Source organism: Sphingopyxis sp. GC21, from assembly GCF_025727575.1.
Taxonomy (GTDB): domain Bacteria; phylum Pseudomonadota; class Alphaproteobacteria; order Sphingomonadales; family Sphingomonadaceae; genus Sphingopyxis; species Sphingopyxis terrae_A.
The window spans coordinates 888444-908318 of record NZ_CP095845.1; the positions used below are offsets into that span (position 1 = coordinate 888444).

21 protein-coding genes and 1 tRNA gene are annotated in these 19875 nt (G+C 63.3%); 9 read left to right on the forward strand and 13 right to left on the reverse strand.

Features of this window, described 5'->3' with window-relative positions; genetic code table 11:
* Nucleotides 1-9 precede the first annotated feature (9 nt).
* The 3 genes from MU856_RS04180 to MU856_RS04190 all read right to left on the reverse strand — a co-directional run bounded on the left by MU856_RS04180 (nt 10) and on the right by MU856_RS04190 (nt 1367).
* Complete coding sequence (locus tag MU856_RS04180; RefSeq protein WP_263588416.1) at nt 10-630, reverse strand: hypothetical protein; 621 nt, start codon at nt 628-630, stop codon at nt 10-12.
* Nucleotides 627-833 (reverse strand): helix-turn-helix transcriptional regulator, encoded by a 207-nt coding sequence (locus tag MU856_RS04185; protein WP_062766601.1) that lies wholly within the window; start codon nt 831-833, stop codon nt 627-629. Before MU856_RS04185 ends, MU856_RS04180 begins: the two co-directional genes overlap by 4 nt.
* Nucleotides 834-1034: 201 nt before the next feature.
* The gene (locus MU856_RS04190) at nt 1035-1367 is read right to left on the reverse strand and encodes a UrcA family protein (protein ID WP_234180137.1); all 333 of its coding nucleotides are present in this window, start codon (nt 1365-1367) and stop codon (nt 1035-1037) included.
* A gap of 272 nt (nt 1368-1639) precedes the next feature.
* Here MU856_RS04190 and MU856_RS04195 point away from each other — a divergent pair, with 272 nt between their 5' ends.
* From MU856_RS04195 to MU856_RS04220, 6 genes are all read left to right on the forward strand, one after another.
* Complete coding sequence (locus tag MU856_RS04195) at nt 1640-2521, forward strand: glycine--tRNA ligase subunit alpha (protein WP_234180357.1); 882 nt, start codon at nt 1640-1642, stop codon at nt 2519-2521.
* Complete coding sequence (gene glyS / locus MU856_RS04200; RefSeq protein ID WP_263588417.1) at nt 2518-4692, forward strand: glycine--tRNA ligase subunit beta; 2175 nt, start codon at nt 2518-2520, stop codon at nt 4690-4692. The genes MU856_RS04195 and glyS overlap by 4 nt, the downstream gene beginning before the upstream one ends.
* Nucleotides 4693-4804: 112 nt before the next feature.
* Nucleotides 4805-7465, forward strand: a complete 2661-nt coding sequence (ppdK, locus tag MU856_RS04205; protein WP_263588418.1) for a pyruvate, phosphate dikinase — start codon at nt 4805-4807, stop codon at nt 7463-7465.
* Nucleotides 7466-7469: 4 nt separating this feature from the next.
* A complete protein-coding gene (locus MU856_RS04210) occupies nt 7470-8045 on the forward strand; it encodes a DUF1214 domain-containing protein (protein ID WP_263588419.1) in 576 nt (191 codons plus the stop codon).
* A gap of 1 nt (nt 8046) precedes the next feature.
* Nucleotides 8047-8574, forward strand: coding sequence for a DUF1254 domain-containing protein (locus tag MU856_RS04215; RefSeq protein ID WP_234180145.1), 528 nt, complete (start codon nt 8047-8049; stop codon nt 8572-8574).
* Between the two features lie 44 nt (nt 8575-8618).
* Nucleotides 8619-8695 (forward strand) — tRNA-Arg (locus MU856_RS04220).
* A gap of 137 nt (nt 8696-8832) precedes the next feature.
* Here MU856_RS04220 and MU856_RS04225 read toward each other — a convergent pair.
* The 10 genes from MU856_RS04225 to MU856_RS04270 all read right to left on the reverse strand — a co-directional run bounded on the left by MU856_RS04225 (nt 8833) and on the right by MU856_RS04270 (nt 18648).
* The gene (locus MU856_RS04225; protein WP_263588420.1) at nt 8833-9216 is read right to left on the reverse strand and encodes a Rap1a/Tai family immunity protein; all 384 of its coding nucleotides are present in this window, start codon (nt 9214-9216) and stop codon (nt 8833-8835) included.
* A 49-nt stretch (nt 9217-9265) separates the two neighbouring features.
* Entirely contained in the window at nt 9266-14008 is a 4743-nt protein-coding gene (locus MU856_RS04230) for a thermonuclease family protein (protein ID WP_263588421.1), read from the reverse strand.
* The gene (locus MU856_RS04235) at nt 14001-14363 is read right to left on the reverse strand and encodes a hypothetical protein (protein ID WP_263588422.1); all 363 of its coding nucleotides are present in this window, start codon (nt 14361-14363) and stop codon (nt 14001-14003) included. The genes MU856_RS04230 and MU856_RS04235 overlap by 8 nt, the downstream gene beginning before the upstream one ends.
* A 59-nt stretch (nt 14364-14422) precedes the next feature.
* Nucleotides 14423-15670, reverse strand: a complete 1248-nt coding sequence (locus MU856_RS04240; protein WP_263588423.1) for a hypothetical protein — start codon at nt 15668-15670, stop codon at nt 14423-14425.
* An 11-nt stretch (nt 15671-15681) separates the two neighbouring features.
* A complete protein-coding gene (locus tag MU856_RS04245) occupies nt 15682-16608 on the reverse strand; it encodes a hypothetical protein (RefSeq protein WP_263588424.1) in 927 nt (308 codons plus the stop codon).
* Nucleotides 16609-16611: 3 nt separating this feature from the next.
* Nucleotides 16612-17088 carry a hypothetical protein gene (locus tag MU856_RS04250; RefSeq protein WP_263588425.1) on the reverse strand — a complete coding sequence of 159 codons (477 nt, stop codon included), beginning with the start codon at nt 17086-17088 and terminating at the stop codon, nt 16612-16614.
* Nucleotides 17085-17348, reverse strand: a complete 264-nt coding sequence (locus tag MU856_RS04255) for a hypothetical protein (protein WP_263588426.1) — start codon at nt 17346-17348, stop codon at nt 17085-17087. The genes MU856_RS04250 and MU856_RS04255 overlap by 4 nt, the downstream gene beginning before the upstream one ends.
* 423 nt (nt 17349-17771) lie before the next feature.
* Nucleotides 17772-17981: a hypothetical protein gene (locus tag MU856_RS04260; RefSeq protein WP_263588427.1), complete on the reverse strand. Its 210-nt coding sequence runs from the start codon at nt 17979-17981 to the stop codon at nt 17772-17774.
* A 2-nt stretch (nt 17982-17983) separates the two neighbouring features.
* Nucleotides 17984-18343, reverse strand: coding sequence for a hypothetical protein (locus tag MU856_RS04265; protein ID WP_263588428.1), 360 nt, complete (start codon nt 18341-18343; stop codon nt 17984-17986).
* Between the two features lie 86 nt (nt 18344-18429).
* Nucleotides 18430-18648 (reverse strand): helix-turn-helix domain-containing protein, encoded by a 219-nt coding sequence (locus MU856_RS04270; protein ID WP_263588429.1) that lies wholly within the window; start codon nt 18646-18648, stop codon nt 18430-18432.
* A 153-nt stretch (nt 18649-18801) separates the two neighbouring features.
* Between MU856_RS04270 and MU856_RS04275 the strand changes: the two genes are divergently transcribed.
* From MU856_RS04275 to MU856_RS04285, 3 genes are all read left to right on the forward strand, one after another.
* The gene (locus MU856_RS04275; protein WP_263588430.1) at nt 18802-19191 is read left to right on the forward strand and encodes a hypothetical protein; all 390 of its coding nucleotides are present in this window, start codon (nt 18802-18804) and stop codon (nt 19189-19191) included.
* Nucleotides 19188-19544 carry a hypothetical protein gene (locus MU856_RS04280; RefSeq protein ID WP_263588431.1) on the forward strand — a complete coding sequence of 119 codons (357 nt, stop codon included), beginning with the start codon at nt 19188-19190 and terminating at the stop codon, nt 19542-19544. The genes MU856_RS04275 and MU856_RS04280 overlap by 4 nt, the downstream gene beginning before the upstream one ends.
* Nucleotides 19545-19650: 106 nt before the next feature.
* Nucleotides 19651-19866 (forward strand): hypothetical protein, encoded by a 216-nt coding sequence (locus MU856_RS04285; protein ID WP_263588432.1) that lies wholly within the window; start codon nt 19651-19653, stop codon nt 19864-19866.
* Nucleotides 19867-19875: the final 9 nt, after the last annotated feature.

Sequence of the window (19875 nt, forward strand, 5' to 3'; positions counted from 1 at the left end):
CGCTGATAATCAGCGATATTTGAACCAGAGATAGACGATCAGGTTGACGGCGAGCGTCAGGACAAAGAGCGCCATGGCATCGACCGGCGGCGCGAGGCTCGCTCGGGCGGCGACCCACCACACGGGGCAGGCGATCACAAAGGCATGGAAGCCGGCGACGCTTCCCAGATAATAGGCGTGGCGTTCATGATCGTCGACTGCGCGGAAATAGAATAGGCTGGCGACGCTCATCCCGACAACCCAGATCGCCGAGACGATGATCGCGGTTGCAGGGGTCAAGGGCGCATTGCTCGCCAGATCGCCCGACCCCTGCGCAACCTGGAGCGTCAGCGCAACCCCCGCGCCAAGGCTCATCGACGCGACCATCGTCACCCAATAGAGGCGCTTGCGCGGCGACCAGCCGGCCCAGGCTTCGCGGTTCAGGCGGATATAGAGCGCCATGCCGGCCAGTGCGAGGACGAGCGCCGCCACCGGGCCCGCCCATGTGGGCAACGGCTGGCCGCCGGTTTCGGCCAGGCCGTCGCTATAACCGGCGAAAGCGCCAGCAACGGCTCCGGCTATCATGATGATGGCAACCGGCCACAGATAACCGGGACCGGCGCGGCGTTCCTTCGGCATGTTCGTCATCATTCCTGTCCTGCAAAGCCGTCGTCGAAAATGTCTTCGATCGGCATTTCGAATAGTCGGGCCAGCTTGAAAGCGAGCGGTAAAGACGGGTCGTATTTCCCTGTCTCGATTGCATTTACTGCCTGCCGCGACACGTCGAGCCGGTCGGCCAGTTCGGCTTGGCTCCAATTGCGCATTGCGCGGAGGACTTTCAGTTTGTTGTTCATCGGCGCCTCGCCAATAGGATCCCTTCGGGCCTGCATATAGTCACAATCGCTATCCTTTTGTCAGCCGATCGAAACGCGATGCTTGGCCGCCGGGATTTTCGGGATCAAGAGGCTGGAGCGCCGCCGCGTCGGCCGCGCTCCAGCTCAAGTCGCCTGCCGACACCGGGGAGCATCGACGCGGACGAAGCCCGAAGGAGGGGATCAGCGGCCGGGCTTGATCATCAGCAGCGCCAGCTGGGTACCGCCGTCGGCGCGGGCAATGGCGCGTTCAATCTGCGGCTTTGCGGCGGCGAGGGCAGTCGCCATGCAGGCATTTTCCGAATTGCGCGCGGCAAGACCGCGAGCCGAGGTAGCGCAAATCTGGCGGGCAGCGCTGTGAACGCGCGATTCCAGCCGCTCGCGCCCCTTGGCGCTCGTCAGCTTGAGGTCGTGGATGCGGACGGTGGCGGTGGGCGCTTCATCGGCGGTCGCGGCGAGCGCGGGCGTGCCGACCAGAGCGAGCGAGAGGGCGAGGATGATGGTGCGAGCGATCATAATGGGTCTCCTTGGATCATGTCCTGGTCACGTCAACCTGTCTTCATGTCAGGTATGCATGACTATATGTCGCGATTCGCTGACCATGTCAACAAAACATGACAAAAAGTTTTGTGACCGTGACAGGGCGCGCGATTTGATCGTCGACCAAATGGTACCGAGCCTTGACCCTGCGCGCCCGCTGCGCCAAGGGCGGCGGCGATTGTTGCACCTGCGAAAGATGTGGACTCGTGGCCGATACGGCAGAAAAGAAACCACTCAGCTTTCAGGACATGATCCTGACGCTTCACGATTATTGGAGCGCGCGGGGCTGTGCGATCCTGCAGCCTTATGACATGCGGGTGGGCGCGGGGACGTTTCACCCGGCGACGACGCTGCGCAGTCTGGGGCCGGAGCCGTGGAATGTCGCCTATGTCCAGCCGAGCCGCCGGCCTACCGATGGCCGCTATGGCGAGAACCCGAACCGCCTTCAGCATTATTATCAATATCAGGTGATCCTGAAACCGTCGCCCGCCGACCTGCAGGAGCAATATCTCGGCAGCCTTGCGGCGATCGGCATCGATCCGCTGCTCCACGACATCCGTTTCGTCGAGGATGACTGGGAATCGCCGACGCTTGGCGCATGGGGGCTGGGCTGGGAAGTCTGGTGCGACGGGATGGAAGTCACCCAGTTCACCTATTTTCAGCAGATGGGCGGCTTCGACTGTAAACCGGTTGCGGGCGAGCTGACCTACGGGCTCGAACGCCTCGCCATGTATATCCAGAATGTCGACAATGTGTACGACCTGCGCTTCTCCGACCCCGTCGGCGACGTGCCGGGTTTGAGCTATGGCGACGTCTTCCTCGAAAACGAGCGCCAATTCTCGAAATGGAATTTCGAGGTTGCCGATACCGATACGCTGTTCGCGGGCTTCAAGGCGGCCGAAGACGAATGCAAGCGTGCGATCGCGGCGAATGTTCCGCTCGCCGCCTATGACCAGGCGATCGAGGCGAGCCATTTGTTCAACCTCTTGCAAGCGCGCGGCGTGATCAGCGTGCAGGAACGCGCCAACTATATGGCGCGCGTCCGCGATCTTGCGAAGGGAAGCTGCAAGGCGTGGATCGATAGTCAGTCGGAACGCTGGACCGAAAAATATCCGGGGTGGACGCTGTGACCGATTTTCTTCTCGAACTGCGCAGCGAGGAAATCCCGGCGCGGATGCAGGCGGGTGCGCGCGCCGAGCTGGAAAAGCTGTTCCGCGCGCAGATGGCGGCAGCGGGCATCGATGTCGGCGATCTGACCATCTGGTCGACCCCGCGCCGCCTTGCGCTGATCGCCAGGGGGCTTCCGCAAGCGACCGCTGCGGTCAGCGAGGAGCTCAAGGGCCCGCGCAGCAGCGCGCCGCCGCAGGCGCTCGAAGGCTTTTTGCGCAAGACCGGGCTGACGCAGGATCAGCTCGAAGACCGCGACGGCGTGTGGTTCGCCGTCATCGACAAGCCCGGCCGTGCGACGACCGAAGTGCTCGCCGAGGCGATCCCCGCGATCGTTCGCGGCTTTGCCTGGCCCAAGTCGATGCGCTGGGGGAAGGAAAGCGCGAGCAGCGAAAGCCTGCGCTGGGTCCGCCCGCTGTCTGGGATCGTCGCGATCTTCGGCGACGAGCTTGTGCCGTGCGAGATAGGCGGGATCGCCAGCGGTTTCGTGACGCGCGGCCACCGCTTTCATTGCCCCGGCGAAATCACCATCGGCTCGGCGGCGGATTATGCCGAAAAGCTGCGCGCGTGCCACGTCATCGTCGACCATGAGGAGCGGCAGGCGATCGTTCGCGAAGGTGCTGCGAAAGCCGCGGCCGACGCCGGGCTGAGCCTTGTCGAGGACGAGGCGCTGGTGATCGAGAATGCCGGCCTCACCGAATGGCCGGTGCCGCTGCTCGGCCGCTTCGACGAAGCGTTCCTGGAGGTGCCGCCCGAGGTCATTCAGCTGACCGCGCGCGTGAACCAGAAATATTTCGTCGTGAACGGCGCCGACGGCAAGCTTGCCAACGGCTTCGTCTGCACCGCGAATATCGACGCCAAGGACGGCGGCGCGGAGATCGTTGCGGGCAATCGTAAGGTACTGGCGGCGCGGCTTTCGGACGCGCGCTTCTTCTGGGAACAGGACCAGAAAAAGACGCTCGCGCAGCACGCCGAGAAGCTGGCGAACATCACCTTCCACGAAAAGCTCGGCACGGTTGCCGACAAGGTAGAACGCGTCGCGAAGCTGGCGCGCTGGCTGGTCGAGGAAGGAATCGTCGCCCCCGCGAAGGCGGGAGCCGCTGTAGGTAATGCGCCAAACGCAACGGCCCCCGCCTCCGCGGGGGCGACGGGGGAGTTGGCCGACCAGGCTGAACTTGCCGCGCGGCTGGCGAAGGCCGACCTCGTCACCGAAATGGTCGGCGAATTCCCCGAATTGCAGGGCCTGATGGGCGGCTATTACGCCCGCGCCCAAGGCCTGCCCGACGCGGTCGCCGACGCAATTCGCGATCATTACAAGCCGGTCGGGCAGGGTGACGACGTGCCGACCGCGCCGGTGACGGTGGCTGTGGCGCTGGCAGACAAGCTGGATACGATTTCTGCCTTCTTTGCGATCAGCGAAAAACCCACCGGATCAAAGGATCCTTTTGCCCTTCGCCGCTCGGCACTCGGTACTATCTCGCTAATCTTAGCGAACGGAATCCGGGTGCGACTGAGCCACCTAGTTGGGCAGGGCGCAGTGGGCTTGTCGGCAATCGCTGCCGTAAAGCAGCTGCTTGATGCTGCGGGCGAGTATAATGGCAAGCCAATCGATGCCCGGGAGGCCGGTGTTGGCGTTATTGATTTCTTCGCCGACCGCCTCAAGGTCCAGCAACGCGAAGCCGGCGTCCGCCACGACCTGATCGACGCGGTGTTCGCGCTTGGCGGCGAGGACGATCTCGTCCGCCTGCTCGCTCGCGTGAAAGCGCTCCAAGCCTTCATGGCGACCGAAGACGGCAGCAACCTGCTCGCGGGTTACAAGCGTGCGGCGAATATCCTGAAGCAGGCGGGCGAGGTGAGGGGTACCGCCGCCACGACGCCGCCGACCGAAGCCGACGCGGCATTGCTCGCCGCGCTCGACGTGGCCGAGCCCGCGGCGTCCGCTGCGGTCGCTGACGAACGCTTTACCGACGCTATGGCGGCGCTCGCCAGCCTGCGCGCGCCGATCGACGCCTTTTTCGACGGCGTGATGATCAACGATCCCGATGAAGCGGTGCGCGCCTATCGGCTCGGCCTGCTCGCGCGATTTACCGGCGCGGTGCATGGCGTTGCCGATTTCTCGAAGATCGAGGGCTGACGCGCCAGCTATCCGCCAGAGCTTATAACGAACGAAGTAAAACTGAATCGACCAACCGCGATTGCATACCTATCCAGCCGCGACCTCCTCCCCGGGGCAGCAGGAGTAAGACATGACGAAGATGGTGCATTTGTTCGGCGGCGCGGCCACGACGGCCGAGCGTTCGAAGGAATTGCTGGGCGGCAAGGGATCGAATCTTGCCGAAATGGCGTCGATCGGCCTGCCGGTCCCGCCGGGCTTTACGATCACCACCGACGTCTGCACCGCCTATTACGCCAATGGCGAAGCGTTTCCCGACGGGCTGACCGCCGACGTCGAAAGCGGCATCGCGCATATCGAGGGGATCACCGGCAAGCGTTTCGGCGACGCGGCGAACCCGCTGCTCGTTTCGGTCCGGTCGGGCGCGCGCGTGTCGATGCCGGGGATGATGGACACCGTCCTCAACCTCGGGCTCAACGATGCGACCGTCGCGGGGCTTTCCGAAGCCTCGGGCGACCCGCGTTTCGCGTGGGACAGCTATCGCCGCTTCATCCAGATGTACGCCGACGTCGTCATGGGCCTGGACCATGCCGAGTTCGAGGAAGCGCTGGAAATCGCCAAGGAAGACAAGGGCTTTTTCCTCGACACGGAGATGTCGGCTGAAGACTGGCAGGCGCTGGTCAAGGAATATCAGGCGATCGTCGAGCGCGAGACCGGCGCACCCTTTCCGCAGGAACCGAAGGACCAGCTGTGGGGCGCGATCGGCGCCGTCTTTGCGAGCTGGGAAAGCGACCGGGCGAAAGTCTATCGCCGCCTGAACAGCATTCCCGGCGAATGGGGCACCGCGGTCAATGTGCAGGCAATGGTGTTCGGCAATATGGGCGACACCTCGGCGACCGGTGTGGCGTTCACGCGCGACCCCGCGACGGGCGAGCGCGCCTGGTACGGCGAATGGCTGATCAACGCGCAGGGAGAGGACGTCGTCGCCGGCATCCGCACCCCGCAGTATCTGACGAAAATCGCGCGCGAAAAGGCGGGGGCCAAGCCGCTGTCGATGGAAGAGGCGATGCCCGAAACCTTCGGGGAACTGGGCCGCGTCTTCGACACGCTCGAAACCCATTACCGCGACATGCAGGATATCGAATTCACCGTCGAACGCGGAACGCTGTGGATGCTGCAGACGCGCAGCGGCAAGCGCACGGCCAAGGCGGCGCTGCGCATCGCGGTCGAAATGGCGGCCGAAGGGCTGATTTCCGAAGAGGAAGCGGTCGGCCGTGTCGATCCTGGCGCGCTCGACCAACTGCTCCACCCGACGCTCGATCCCAAGGCGCCGCGCGACGTTCTGACCAAGGGGCTGCCCGCCAGCCCCGGCGCCGCGTCGGGCAAGATCATGTTCGACGCCGACAGCGCCGAAAAGGCCGCTGGCATGGGCGAGGCGGTGATCCTCGTCCGCGTCGAGACGTCGCCTGAGGATATCCACGGCATGCACGCCGCCAAGGGCATCCTGACCGCGCGCGGCGGGATGACGAGCCACGCGGCGGTGGTTGCGCGCGGCATGGGGCGCCCCTGCGTCTCGGGCGCCGGCGGGCTGGCGATCGACGGCAATGCGCGCGTGCTGCGCGTCGCGGGGCGCGAGCTTCGCGAAGGCGATGTCATCACGCTCGACGGGTCGACCGGCGAAGTGATGGCGGGCGAGGTTCCGACGCTCCAGCCCGAGCTGGTCGGCGATTTCGGCACGCTGATGGGCTGGGCCGACAAGGTGCGCCGCATGAAGGTGCGCACCAACGCCGAAACCCCCGCCGACGCGCAGGTCGCGCGCGATTTCGGCGCCGAGGGTATCGGACTTTGCCGCACCGAGCATATGTTCTTCGACGCCGCGCGGATCACCGCGGTGCGCGAGATGATCCTGGCCGACAGCGAGGACGGCCGCCGCGCCGCGCTCGCCAAGCTGCTGCCCGAACAGCGCGGCGACTTTGCCGCAATCTTCGGCGTGATGGCGGGGCTGCCGGTCACGATCCGGCTGCTCGACCCGCCGCTGCACGAATTCCTGCCGACGCGCGAGGAGGATTTTGCCGATGTCGCCGCCGCGGCAGGGGTGGGGGTCGAGGCGCTGAAGGCGCGGGCGAACGAACTCCATGAATTCAATCCGATGCTCGGCCACCGCGGTTGCCGCCTTGGCGTCACTTACCCCGAAATCTACGAGATGCAGGCGCGCGCGATCTTCGAGGCGGCGTGCGACGTCGCCGCCGAAACCGGCGCGGCGCCGATCCCCGAGGTGATGATCCCGCTGGTCGCGACGCGCCGCGAATTCGATCTGATGAAGGCGGTCGTTGACGCGCAGGCAAAGGCGGTGTTCGCCGAAAAGGGGCGCGAGATCGCCTATCTTGTCGGCACGATGATCGAGCTGCCGCGCGCCGCGCTGATGGCGGGCGAAATCGCGGAAACGGCCGAATTCTTCAGCTTCGGCACCAATGACCTGACCCAGACGACGATCGGTATCAGCCGCGACGACGCCAGCCGCTTCCTGACGCAATATGTCGACAAGGGCATCTTCCTGACCGATCCGTTCGTCAGCCTTGACGTCGAAGGCGTCGGACAGCTGATCGAGATCGCCGCCAAGCGCGGCCGTGGTGCCCGCGCGGGGATCAAGATGGGCATTTGCGGCGAGCATGGCGGTGATGCACCGAGCATCCACTTCTGCGAACAGACCAGGCTCGACTATGTCAGCGCCTCGCCCTACCGTGTGCCCATCGCACGTCTGGCAGCGGCACAGGCGGCGCTGAAGAGGGGATAACGCCATGAAGAGCTGGCACCGCTATGCGATCACCCTGGTGGGCGGGATAGCGGTGGGGCTTGGCGGCGCCTGGGGTCTGACCCGTGGCGGGCTCGGCGATGGCGCGATCCGCAACGGCCCGTGGACGACCTCGCTCGGCTATGGGACGAAGGCGACCGATCCGCTGACGCGCGCGATGGTCGCGCGGTCGGGGCTGCTCGCGCTGCCGGCAAAGGAGACGCTCTACTGGATGGCGCGCACCGACGCCTCGGGCGCGCGGCTTGACGGCAATTGCCGCTACCGTCTGTCGGGAAAGCCGCTCGATGCGCGCTGGTGGAGCGTGACCGTTTATGATGCCAAAGGCTATCTGGTCGCCAATCCCGCGAATATCTGGTCGGTCAATGGCGCCAGTGTCCCGCTCGACGACAAGGGCGAATGGCACGTCACCATAGCGCCCGACCGGTCCGCCGATGGCGCTTGGCTTTCCGGGATCAAGGGGCAGCCGTTCGACCTGACGCTGCGCATGTACAACCCGGGCGCGGACTTCCGCGCCGCGCCATCGGCGGCCGCGCTGCCCGCGATCGTCAAGGAGGGGTGCTGACATGCGCCGCTGGATCGGACCGCTCGCTTTTGGCCTGATCGCCGCGCTCGCGGTCGGCTATGCGGCCATCGCCGCCATCCCCTATGGCATGATGAAGATCGCGATGGACCGGCTTGGCCGCGGCGGCATCAACCAGATGTCGCAGGGACCGCTCGCGACGCCCGCGCGCCAGCCTGTCGTGCGGCCGAGCCCCGATCTTGCCTATTCCAGCTGTCCGTTCGACCTTGCGGCGGGGCCGCTCGAGATTATGGTCGTGCCGGTCCCTGGGCGCTATTCTTCGCTCAGCATCTTCGATGCCGCGACCGACGTCGCCTACGTGCGCAATGACGTCGAAGCGGGCGGAAAACCCTATCGAATCATCGTCGCGCGCGACGGGCAGGCGGTGCCGCCGGGCGCCGAGGTGGTGCGCGTCGGCCACGATCGCGGGATTGCGCTGATTCGCCTGCTGCTGAAGGATCCTGCGGAAATCGGTTCGCTCGACGCAATTCGCCGTCAATCGACCTGCCGAACCGTCACAAAGTCGAAATAGGGGGTTGCACGCCCCGCCGACTGCTCCTAAAGGCACCGCTCCACGCACCCGTAGCTCAGCTGGATAGAGCATCAGACTACGAATCTGAGGGTCGGACGTTCGAATCGTTCCGGGTGCGCCATAGTTTTCAAGGCCTTCCGCGTTTCGATGCGGGAGGCCTTTTGCTTCTGGCAATCATATAGCAATCACGCGGGACGATTTCGCGCAGCCAGACTTGCGCCGTCCGGCCGTCTCGCGGTGGCTTCGCTCTATTTCGCACTATTTTAGTGCTGGCGCAGGAAGCATCCGGCAGGAGAAGGCCTCGTTCATTGCGAGCGCGATGACGTTTGGAGCCATGAGACTCCGCTTGGCTGGCTTGTCGCGTAGGTAGGCGATCACAATGTCAGTGATTTGACCAACGTTGGCCGTTGCCGGAATGCACTCGCCCCGGCCTTCGATAGCGGAGGATAGTTCAAGGCTGTCCACCGCTCCTATTATGTAACCGGAGCACTGATAATATTTTTGGTAGAAGTCAGGGTTCGATTGCGGCGTGTTGCATGTAGCCCACAAATCATTGCCCGTTCTAAAAATCCCTGCGTCTGCGTGACCCGGAAAGCTCGCCAACGCAACGGATGCGAGAACAATACCCTTTAATGCTGTCATGACATTCTCCCGCCCTTACGATGATGGAGCGGAAGCTATCACTTCTGAATTATCGATCCAAAACAAACCCGGTCGGCAACGGTTCGATTTGAAATCCGGGAGGTAGGGCAGGGCGCGCGCGGCGCGACGAGGGCTTGCGCTGTCCACGCTCCGGCCTGTTCGCGGGGTTCGGCACACCGCCCAGCACATTGGCCTTGGCAGCTTCGCGCGCTTTTTCCATCACGAACTTAATCGCCTTCGCCTGTCCGTCCATATCGAGCGAACGATATTCAGGCTTCGCGATCAGCTCCGACACCCACTTGTGGGCGAGCGGGCCGGTGACTGCCTGGAGGCGGTCATAGACCTTGGTATCTAGTTTCTTGCCGTTCACGCGGTCGCTCGGCGCCGAAATGGTCGCGTCAACGCGTAGGGCTTCCCACGTCGCCGGGTCGGCCTTCGCGGTGCTGGTCCAGATGGGCGAAATGATATCAGGGCCGATACCGCCCTCAGTTTCAATGGGGCGCCCCCATACGTCGCGCTTGGGCAGCAGCTTGCCAGATAGCCCCGGCACCCGCGACTGAATATAGCTTGTGGTGTCGGGCGTCTCCCGCAGCGTAGGATCGACGGTGCGCGCAATCTGTGCAACCCCGGTCGGGACAGCGAGCGAACCCGCAAACCGCTTGATAAACGAATCCCCGAAGCGTTCGGGATCATCCGCCGCCGCAAGCACGTCAGCCAGGCCGGACAGCCACGTCTTATTGGACAGGTTGCCCATGATGCTGGCGACGACGAGGGCAGCGCCCTTGCTGCGCTGGTTGTCGGTCATGCCGTTACTCAGCGTGGCGATATCAGCCGCGGCGCCAATCGTCAGGGCAAACGGATCGAGCCGCTTGTAGCTGTAATAGCGGTCGCCAATCTTCACGCTGTAGGGCTGCCAGCCGTCCGCATAGAGCAACCGCCGCTTGTTTTCGTCAGCGGGCGGGGAGCCGGTCAGAATCCCCTTGGCCGCAAGCTCGGCCATCAAGGCGCCCATGCCGGTGCCAACCATGGCGCGAGCCACGGCAATGTCACGACGCGCCCCGCCAGCCGCAAAGTCTTTGCGCCATTCTTTCAGCACCGGAGCGGCAGGCGAACGCTCAACCGCAAACTTGAACAGGTTGGTTGGAGTGCGGACGAAAGGGAGAACAGCTTTCAGGATCGGCGCGGCCTGCGTGATTGCCGAAACTTTGGAGGCAACTTCACCTAGCGGACGCTGGAACGTGACATAGCGCCCATAATCCATTGCAGATTCCCACATGTCATCGGTGGGATTGGCAAGAAGCTCGGCAGCGCGCTTGCGCCCCGCTTCCCCGTTCAGCCCTTCGGAGCGAGCCTTACGAACCGCGAGGCCCGATAGCTCCATGCGGCGGGCCATCGCCTTGAATAGCTCATCTTCCGCAGTCAGGGCGCGCGTCGGCAGGCGCAAGACTTCGCCTTTCGTGCCGCTGATTGCCTTCTGTCCTTGCGCCTCAACCTTAGTCACAAAGTCCCGTGACTCGCCCGTGCGAAACGCAAAGGCGGCCTCGCGCATCCCTTCGCGGGTGCCTTGCAGCAGGCCGACGACGCGTTGCCCGATCTCGGTAAAGGTCACGCGGTCCTCAACATTCTTGCGGGCAATGGGGGAGAGCCTGCGGGCCTGTCCAATCAGGGACGCTGCGCCATATTCGGGAATCTGCGCAAGGCTCGTCATCGTGTTGGAGAGGACGTTAACGGCATGGGTCTGCGGCCCCGACAACAGGAAATTATACCACAGCTCAACAACCTTGTCGGAGAACTTGGGTTTAGCCGCCTTCTCAACAAAATGGTTCAGGCTGGCGGGGTCTTTCTCAAGGGTCAGGATCGCATCCGCCGCATCTTTCAGGCGGGTGGGGCCGCCGCCAGCGTTCACCAGTCCCTCAAGCACACGGCCCGGCACTTCGCGGCTGTTCGCTGCCATGCGGAATTGCGACAGCGCGCGCCCCGCCTCAGCGGTGGCACCAGCAACTTGTTCCTGAATGGCCGTATGACGCACCATTGCCTTACGGAAAGCCGCGAGCAGTTCGCTTCCCGGTTCATCACCGGCCCGCTGCACACGGCGAGCAAGGTTGACCAGTTCGTTACCGGACGCAGCGAGGATGCGGCGAGCCGCTAAGGCTTCCTCTGCGTTGAACGCCTGCCCTTTGCGTCGGGCGAGCAGATCGTCGGCAGTCATTCCAAGATCGGACGCCAGCGCCTCCGTTTCAGCCTGGGTGATGCGACCGCGCCGCGAGGCCTCAAAGCCGCCCGTAATATCGTTGGCGACTTTCAACGCCTGCGAAATTTCCTGCGGCGTGTCGAGCTTATCGACCCGGACATTGCCAACCTTGGTCAGCGTGGCGGCGTCCCAATCGTCAGGATTGACGGGCGGCGCAGCGTTGGCAACGGCATCCTCATATGTGGCGGGCTGGCCCACGTCCTGCGCAAGCGGTGCGCCTTCCTGCCGTGCGCGCTCGACCGCAAGCCGCTGATCGCGGGCGCCCTCGAAAGCCTGAATCTGCCCTTCATCCTCAGGACGAAACCGGCGACCGACACCCCGATAGGTATCATCGAGCGCGGCAAGAAATTCCTGATTGGTCGGCGGCCGGTCCAGTTCGGGGAAATACCCTTCATTGTAAGCCTTCTGCGCCATATCCTCGACGGACAGGCCCCGTTCCTGATCGACAAGGCGACCGAGACGGTTTTCGCCCCCGGTGAAGTCCTCGCCCTTGCGGGGCGCATTGGTGATACCCGATGCGGCTAGCTCGCCGCCCTCGTCACGCAGCCCGCCTTGCGCGCGAGCGAACGTCACAAGGTCAGCAGGACCGCGACGATTGACCATCACGTCAGGATTGCGGGCCGAGGGATATTGCTGCGCCTCAAGGTAATCGCGCTCGCGGGGCGCTGGCACATCACGGTAAGGACCGGCGCCAAGCTGCGCGGCTTCCTCTGGCGTAAGCTCATTGGAAGGGCGCGGCAGCACGTCTTGCGGCTCGACGCGGGCGGTTGCGGCCTGCATGAGATCAGGCGACGGCCCGTCGATCATCGGACGGGGGCGAGCGCTGTTTACGTCGATTGTATCGCGGACGCGGGGGCCTGACAGGGCGGGCATGGGTTCAGCCGCCATATCTGCGCGCTCCATTTGGAAGCCTTCGGGCAGGGGAGGTAAATCTTCCGCGACAGCTTCGCCAGATCGACCAGCAAGACGGCCAGCGACCTTGCCAACGAGAGGGGCCGCCAGATCAATGCCTTTGCCGATCGCTGCGCCGCCGACTGCACCGCCAAGGGCGTTAAGCGGCACGTTGGCGAGACGCGTTCCTAGCCCACCGTCGCCAGACCCGAACCCGTAAATCCCGCCCTCGATGGCGCCAGCCTTCGCGAAGCCAGCCGCACCGCGGACACCAGCAGAGCCGGGGATAAAGACCCCGCCCACAAGCTGACCGCCGAGACGGGCAAAGGGGTGGCGGGTTTCGTCGTAATTCAGGATCGCCTCATTCTGGCGCCAGTTGTTGCGCCAGATATCGGAAAGCGAGCGGTCGCTGTTCCATATCGTCTCGCGATGCTTGAATCCTTCCGAGCCGCCCGTAATGTCCTGCGCTGCGCTCTGCATCCATTCAGGTGCCACCGCGTCAATCGCGCCGCCGACTTCACCGGCAAAGCCGAGCGTATCAATAAACCCGCGACCAGCCGCACCGCCCGCGCCATCGCCGGGGTTGATGATCGGGATAGGAATGTTCGGGTTGCCGCCCTTGGCTTTCTGATCGACAAAATCGCGAAGGTCGCGGGGGTCAAACGACATGCCGTAGGCTTGCCCCCACTTCTCGATTGCGTCGGGCGTCACGTCCTTTGACTGCAACAGGGTGTTATATTCCTGCTGCACTTCGGGGCGCATACCGGCAAAGGCGTTGGCCATGTTGAAATCGCGCAGCGTCTGCGCGTCCCATGCCGAGTAATCGACAGGCCCGACCTTCTCACCCTTGCGGATGCTCTCAATGAATTTGCTATCGGCCGGCGCCGAGCCGACGAAGCCGCGTTCCTTCCAATAGCCGTCTAGATCGGCCTGGCTGAAATTCGGATTGCCGCTGTTGCGCGCGAGGAAGGCGTAAAAGTCCTGTTCCTGATCGTTCGTCAGCCGCTTAAACTCTGGGCGGAAATCTGGCAGATCGCTGGTGAATTGCACTTCCTCGTCAGGGCGCAACTTGAGATTCCAGCGGTCGGCGCGGCGGTAGGCTTCCGGCGTCATCGTCTGCGTTGCGTGACCGCCCTGCGCGTTGAGACGGCCTAGGCGCTCGGCTTCCATATAGTTAGCGCGGCGGGCGGGATCGTTCGCCAGATATTCAGGCGCAGCAAGACCGTTGCCGCCCATGAGCAGCGATGTAACGGGGTCGGTCCCGTCATTGTTCAGCGAGACGACCGGGCGCCCATAGGTTTCGCGTCCGATGCCAAAGACCGCCGTGGCTGGCGTTACCAGATCATCGAGCGCGCCGGTCGATTGCTGCCCGATGGCTACGGGGCCACGTCCCGGACGATAGCCGAATTGCCCCGACTCCCAAGCATCATAGCCAAGGACGCGACCGTTGGGCGTGGGCTTGCCGTTGGTAGGCTCCAGCCGCACGGTATCGCCATCAACGACGCCACCGGTAGGGCGGTATTCGCCCCCAAGGTCGCGCACGTCACCGCTGGGCGTGTAGTTATCCAGTCGAGTCTTGCGCCCCTTGGGCTTCTTTTTCGGATTGTCCTCAAGCTCAAAGCCGGGGGGAAGCGGCGGCGCGTCAGCCAATGTTCTCGCCTCCCCATTTGCGGCGGTGATGCTGCGCGCTTTCCATCGCGTCGGGCGTCACGTTTTCGGCAGCCGCGAGATAGGCGCCGAGGATTTCCCCCATTGAGCCATCGGGGACGCGATCAACGGTTACGTCGGCAGCCGCAAGGCTTTCCCCCCGGTGGCTGTCTCCGCTGTCAAACAGGCCCGCATCATCGAGCAATTCCGCGAGCTGGTTTTGCAAGGCGATGAACAGGCCTAGCCCGGTCATGTCGCCGCGAGCAGCCGCAAGCCGCGCGAACGTCAGGCCCTCGACGGTGGCAACCACGCGGTCGGCATGGCCTAGGGTTTCACCGGCAAGCGCGAGCTTCGCCAAGCGCACTTGGCTTTCAGCGCAGCCCCAGCCCGCCTCGCGGATCAGGTCAAGGTTGTCGATCATTTGACCGGCACCCATTTGCCGCCCTTCAATACGACGCGTTCGCCCGTCTGAGGGTTTACCGCCGTGGGCGCGCTCGACGATCCACGACCGCCACGCTTTCCCCCACCGGCTGCAATGCGACTTTCGCGGCGGTCTGCTGTGGCGGCGCGGCTCTGCGCAATGCCGGTGCGGGCGTCACGGTTGGCAATCATATTGTCGGTGTTGCGATCCTGTCGCGCATTATCGGCCTGCATGTCCGCAACCCGCGCTTCGGCAGAGAAACGGCGATCCATAGCGGCAAGCTGCTGTTGCGAGTCGAGCGCGAGCATAAGCAATTGCCGGATTCCATCGGGGCCGGGATAGTTGGGCGGCACCGAGTCGCGGATATTCTGGCCGAACGGCGCGAGCAGCGCGTCCACTTCATTGAGGACAGCTTGATAGCTCGCCTCGTCATTGACGCGGGGAAGGCGCGCAATCGCCAGACGGTAAGCCTTGTCCGCATCCTCAAGCTGGTTGAGCGCTTGGTCCCGCATCTCGCTGTCGATCTTCATAGCGGCGAGAGGGTCAATCTTCGCCATCTCCATAAAGGCCCGGTTTCGCGCTTCCATATTCGGGCTTTGCGCTGCCCGCGCGATCTCGGCAGGCATAGGCGTTTCGCCCGGCGCATGTTGGCCGGTTACGCCGCTTTCTGCACCAATGCCGCGCGCCGCGTAGGGATCGACGACCGAATTAGGATCGACGCTAGCAATATTGGTGGCAGGGCTGGCGGTGGGGCTGGCGGGAGCGGTGGTGGCGGGGACGCCGAGCGCGGCGAGGGCGCCAGAGCCAACAGTATCTTGCCAGTTCGACGGAGGGGGCGGGGCCATGCTGATAGGCGGGCCACCATCGGCACCGACCTTAGATCCCGTAATCCTGCCCATGCCGTCAACACCGACCATCGGCCCACGTCGGGGCTGGAGAGCGCCGACAGCACCATTGCCGGGGCTGAACGTGGACACGTAGCGCCCCTGCGCCTCGCGGAATTGCGCTTCTCGAGCTTGCTTCTGTTGTTGCTGCTGGAAATCGGCAAGGGCAAGGGCGTTTTTCGGCGCGATACGAGCAAGCACCCCAAGCTCCTCGCCGCCCGCGTTCGGATCGCGCATAAGCGCGCTGAGAGCCTTCCCGGTCAAATCGTCAACGCGACGTGCGCGGCCCTGTTCTACTCCCTGCAAGAAGGCGCCGCCAACATCGACGGGTTGCAGGATGCCCCAATTAATCTGCGTCATGTTAAACCCCGTCAAAAGATACCCGGATTAGCCGCAATCATGCGCTGCGATGCCGCGTTGAGCGAACCGCCGCCCGGCGAGAATGAAGAACCGAACACGTTGCCGAGGGCGTTTGCAGTCGTTCCCCAAAACTGAGCGTTGGCATTGCCCCGTTGCAGAGCGGCGGCAGCCAGCGCTGAGGATGCAGCATTGTTGTTAGCTGACACCTGATTTGCCATGTTCGTGGAGACGCCCGCTTGCGCGCCCGCGGCGTTAAGGCCGGTTCCCATGAGGTTGCCGAGATAGCCCAGGTAATTGCCAAACTCGTCCGAAGCGATGCCCTGCCCGAAACGGGCAAGAGACTTCAAGGCAGCGCCAGAATTGAGGACACCACGCGATGAGGCCGAGGCGTCTAGAGCCTTCAATCCCTGATCGAAGCGGAACTGGTAGCCGGTGCTGTTCTTGTAATTGTCGAACGCCTGCTGGTAATTCTGCGCCGTGGTGGGCTGCGTTGATGCGACAGGCATATTGGTTCCTGCCATCATCACCGTGTCGTTGTTCGGCACATACTGCCCGTTAAGCGCGTTGTAGCCGTAGTTTAGAACCCCGGTAGGTTCGCCGCGCCAAAGATCATTTGCGGCGAACAGACGAGAAATGCCGCTTTGCGGCGCGGCCTGCGAGGGCTGTCCGACATTTGCTGTCCCGGCATTGTTCATTGGTTGCAGACCCAAGAGCGCGCCATACATCGAACCGGCCTGATTGCCGCGGCTGATGTAGGGAGACAGGACCGCCGCGTTCTGATTGTAAATCTGCATCTGCAAGGCGTTATTCGCCGCCGTCGTGTCCTGAGCGGTTTGTGCGGCCTTGTTGGCTGCTTTTTTCTGTGCCGAGGAACCGATAGCGGCGGCGCCAATAGCGCCCACTCCAGCGATTGCCCCGCCGATAACTGCTGCTGGCATTAGTCAAATCTTCCAGTTGTAAATGTCATAAGGGACCGGCCCGGCGCCTAGATCGACGACACGGGAACCGGCTGGGCGAAATCCAGCCTTCAAGGTGAAAGCTCGGACGTTGGCGGCGTCGGGGTGGACCATTGTCCAGAGATGGCGCGCGCCCTGATCGACAAGATATTGCCGCCCCCACATGGCGAAGGAGGCAGCCCATTGCCCACGACCAACAGGCAACACAAAGGTATGAATTTCGTAGGTATCGGGGGCAGTCCAGATGCAGGCGAACCCCCCATGATCCCCGGCAAGGAAATGGTTGTAGCGGTTCGCAATAGCTGCGGAGAAATCGAGGGGAATCGCAGGGTCGCCGCCAACATGCGGGCGAACTGCCGGATGATTGACCATGTGGTTCATCCGGTGCGCGTCAAAGGTCCGCTCACCCATCGGTGCGGACTGATCGGCGGCGGGCTCAACCAAGGCAGCGGCGAGCGTCAATGGACCGAAGCCTTAAACGGCTCTGCCACTTCCGAGCCTAGTTGACCGGCCATCATGGAAGCAAGCGCGGTCAGGCCTACGGGATCGCGGGCAAGGTCAAGAAAGGATTGGGGGACGGAGGCGAGCGCTTCAACAACCGCCATCTGCTCAAGGCGATAGTGTTGAGCGAAGTCGTGCGCGAAACGCAGGAGCGCCAAGTTGCTTAAGTGCTCGTCAGCGGTGACGCGTGAAGCTGAGTTGTCCCTGATCGTAACAAGCAAGGCGCGTCTCCCAACCCCAAGGCGTGACGCCGAACAGCGCGAGCGGGGCAACAGGGCAGGGGTGGTGGCGTCGGTCTCCCTGCACTGAGTAACGATTTTTGCTGTTCGACGTCACAGGGGCAGCGGTATCATAATACCCGTCAAAAGTCAAGGGATTCGGCAGTTTTCTGCGGGTTTCCGCTAATATAACGCGCGCGTTTCTATATAAGAGAAAGACCCCTTTTAGGGCCTGACATTATTCCGCCGCCATGCGTCAGGCGAGGCCCGCACGACGCCCTTACGCGCGCGGAATCGTGCGGCAAAAGGCAACTATGCGAAATTTGCCCGCAAACGGGCCTTACAGCGCATCGAGCGCCGAGAGCTACCCATGTGGCCTAGGCGCCCCTAATCGCTCCCAGCGAGTCTAGTTTGGAAAATTGGCGCCTAGAGGAACAGCGACAGGATGTAGCCGCCCCCGCCGAGGCCGAGTGCAAGCGCCGTTGCGGCAACTGCCTCAGTCATCCAACGCCACGACGGGGGACATCCGTTGTGCGATTGCCAGCTACGCGCACCGAGAAAACGAAACCACAGGTAACAGGCGGTGAGCGCGAGCAGCGCAGCAAAAGCGAATAGGGGCGTTAGTTCGCGGGCCATGCCTATTCGGTCGGCGCGCAGGAGCGATCAACGTAGCGGATCGCCCGGCCGGTATACTCGCGCCGGTTGAAGGCGAACGCCGTCATATGGGCATCGCCCCTAACAACCAACACCACAGCGTCAGCGGCGAGCTTCTTGGCTTTGGCGCGCAGCTTCCCAAAAATCTTGTCGCGCGTGTCCGCTCCATAATCCTCGGTCACGCTCACAGTTACCGCCTGGACAAGCCGGTAAGGGCAATTCGTTACATCCCCGCTGGTGACGAGGATACCGTCAGCAAATGAGGAATCATCCGATCCTACCTGTTGAGCAGAAGCAGCACCGCCCGCGACAAGCGCAGCGGCGATCAGCAATGGCAATCGCATGACGAACCCTCCACGAAGGCAGTTTCCCCCATGGAGCGGAAAGCGTCAAGGGCTCTGGCGCGCGACCGGCAGCCGACGGGATTAGCCTATTCTGGCACCGTAACCCCGACGCGACCGGCGCGATTGATGAAATCCGCATCAGCGGCCTTGAAGGCGCCGCGTATGGCCTCAACCGTTTCAGGTGCCACATTGTCGCCCAGCTCGAACCGAGCGCATGACATTCGACTAATCGACGCAGCCGCTGCCAGATCATGCAGCGACCATTGCAGCGCAGCGCGCGCCATCCGGGATTGTTTGGGGGTCATGCTGAAACCAATAGTTTCATTTTAGGGCTTGTCCACCCCTATTAATGATGTTACTAATCGTTTCACCTTGGGAGCGTCCCGAGGCGGGCCAGCGCAGAAGCTACCAACGACTGCACCGGCCCTAATCGAAGCCCTGAACGAGAGGGAACGACTATGGAAACCGTTACCACCACAATTGCGCCCGCGAAAGACGCGGCAATCCTCACGGCATGGAGCCAGTATGTCGAGGCGAACGCAGCCCTTGGCGCGCTGCTGGAACAGGCTGGCAAGGGATGCGCGCAGACCCCCGCCCAAATGGCGCAGACCGACGCAATGGATCGTGCGGAAATCTCTATCCAGCGCGCGATTGCGCAGACGCCCGAAGGCGCAGAGCGCCAGCTTTGGCTTGCGCTGGCGCACACCGTCACCGAAGCAACGGACGACGCGGCAGCAAACCGCTGCGATCTTGCCCACTTCCTCGACCACGAAACCGCGTTCGATTGGAACGTGCGCCTTATCATTTCGGCAATCCGCTCGCTCCGCGCGCAAGGCGGTGCAGTATGAGCGCCGCCGTCGTCAAGCTGCCCACCGCTGCGCGCCGTCAGGTCAAGCAGCCGTGCAACAAATGGTCGCGGGAGGCGAAGCGGGCCATGCGCGAGGCGCAGCCCGTGCGCTTCGACTATTGCCCGCCGTGGCGCCGTGAAGCCGAGGCTATCGCCCGCGCAATCTATCCCATGACGCCCGAACGCTGGCTAATGGTCGCCATGCTCCACTCCATGCCCGCCGAGGCGTTCGAGAAGCTGACCGCTTTTGCTGTCCACGGACAACCGGCAATCAGGGGAATGATGCAGCTTGCCAAGGGCGGCACGGGCCTGAGCCTCGATGTGATGAACGCCCTTGAAAGGATCGGGCAATGAGCGCGCCCCGCACCGAGAAGGCCCCTTCGGGCGCCGTCATCGCTGTTGCGGCCGTTATCGCGTGGTATGCGACGATGATTGCCGACCTTGCAATTCAGGTGCTGAAATGAGCGCCGGGGTTCGTCTGTGGCGGGGGGCTTCGCGGCTCCCCGCCGATATCGCCCTTTCGGTCATTCCCAGCCTGCCGCGGAATATCTTGGAGCGGCTGGTGGCGCAGATCGTCGAAGATGCTGCAAACGCCATCTATGACGGCGAGGACGCGGGAACCATCATCTTGCCCGGCGCCAACGGTGCCGAGCCTACAGCATGGAGGGCAAGCTAATGCGGGCGC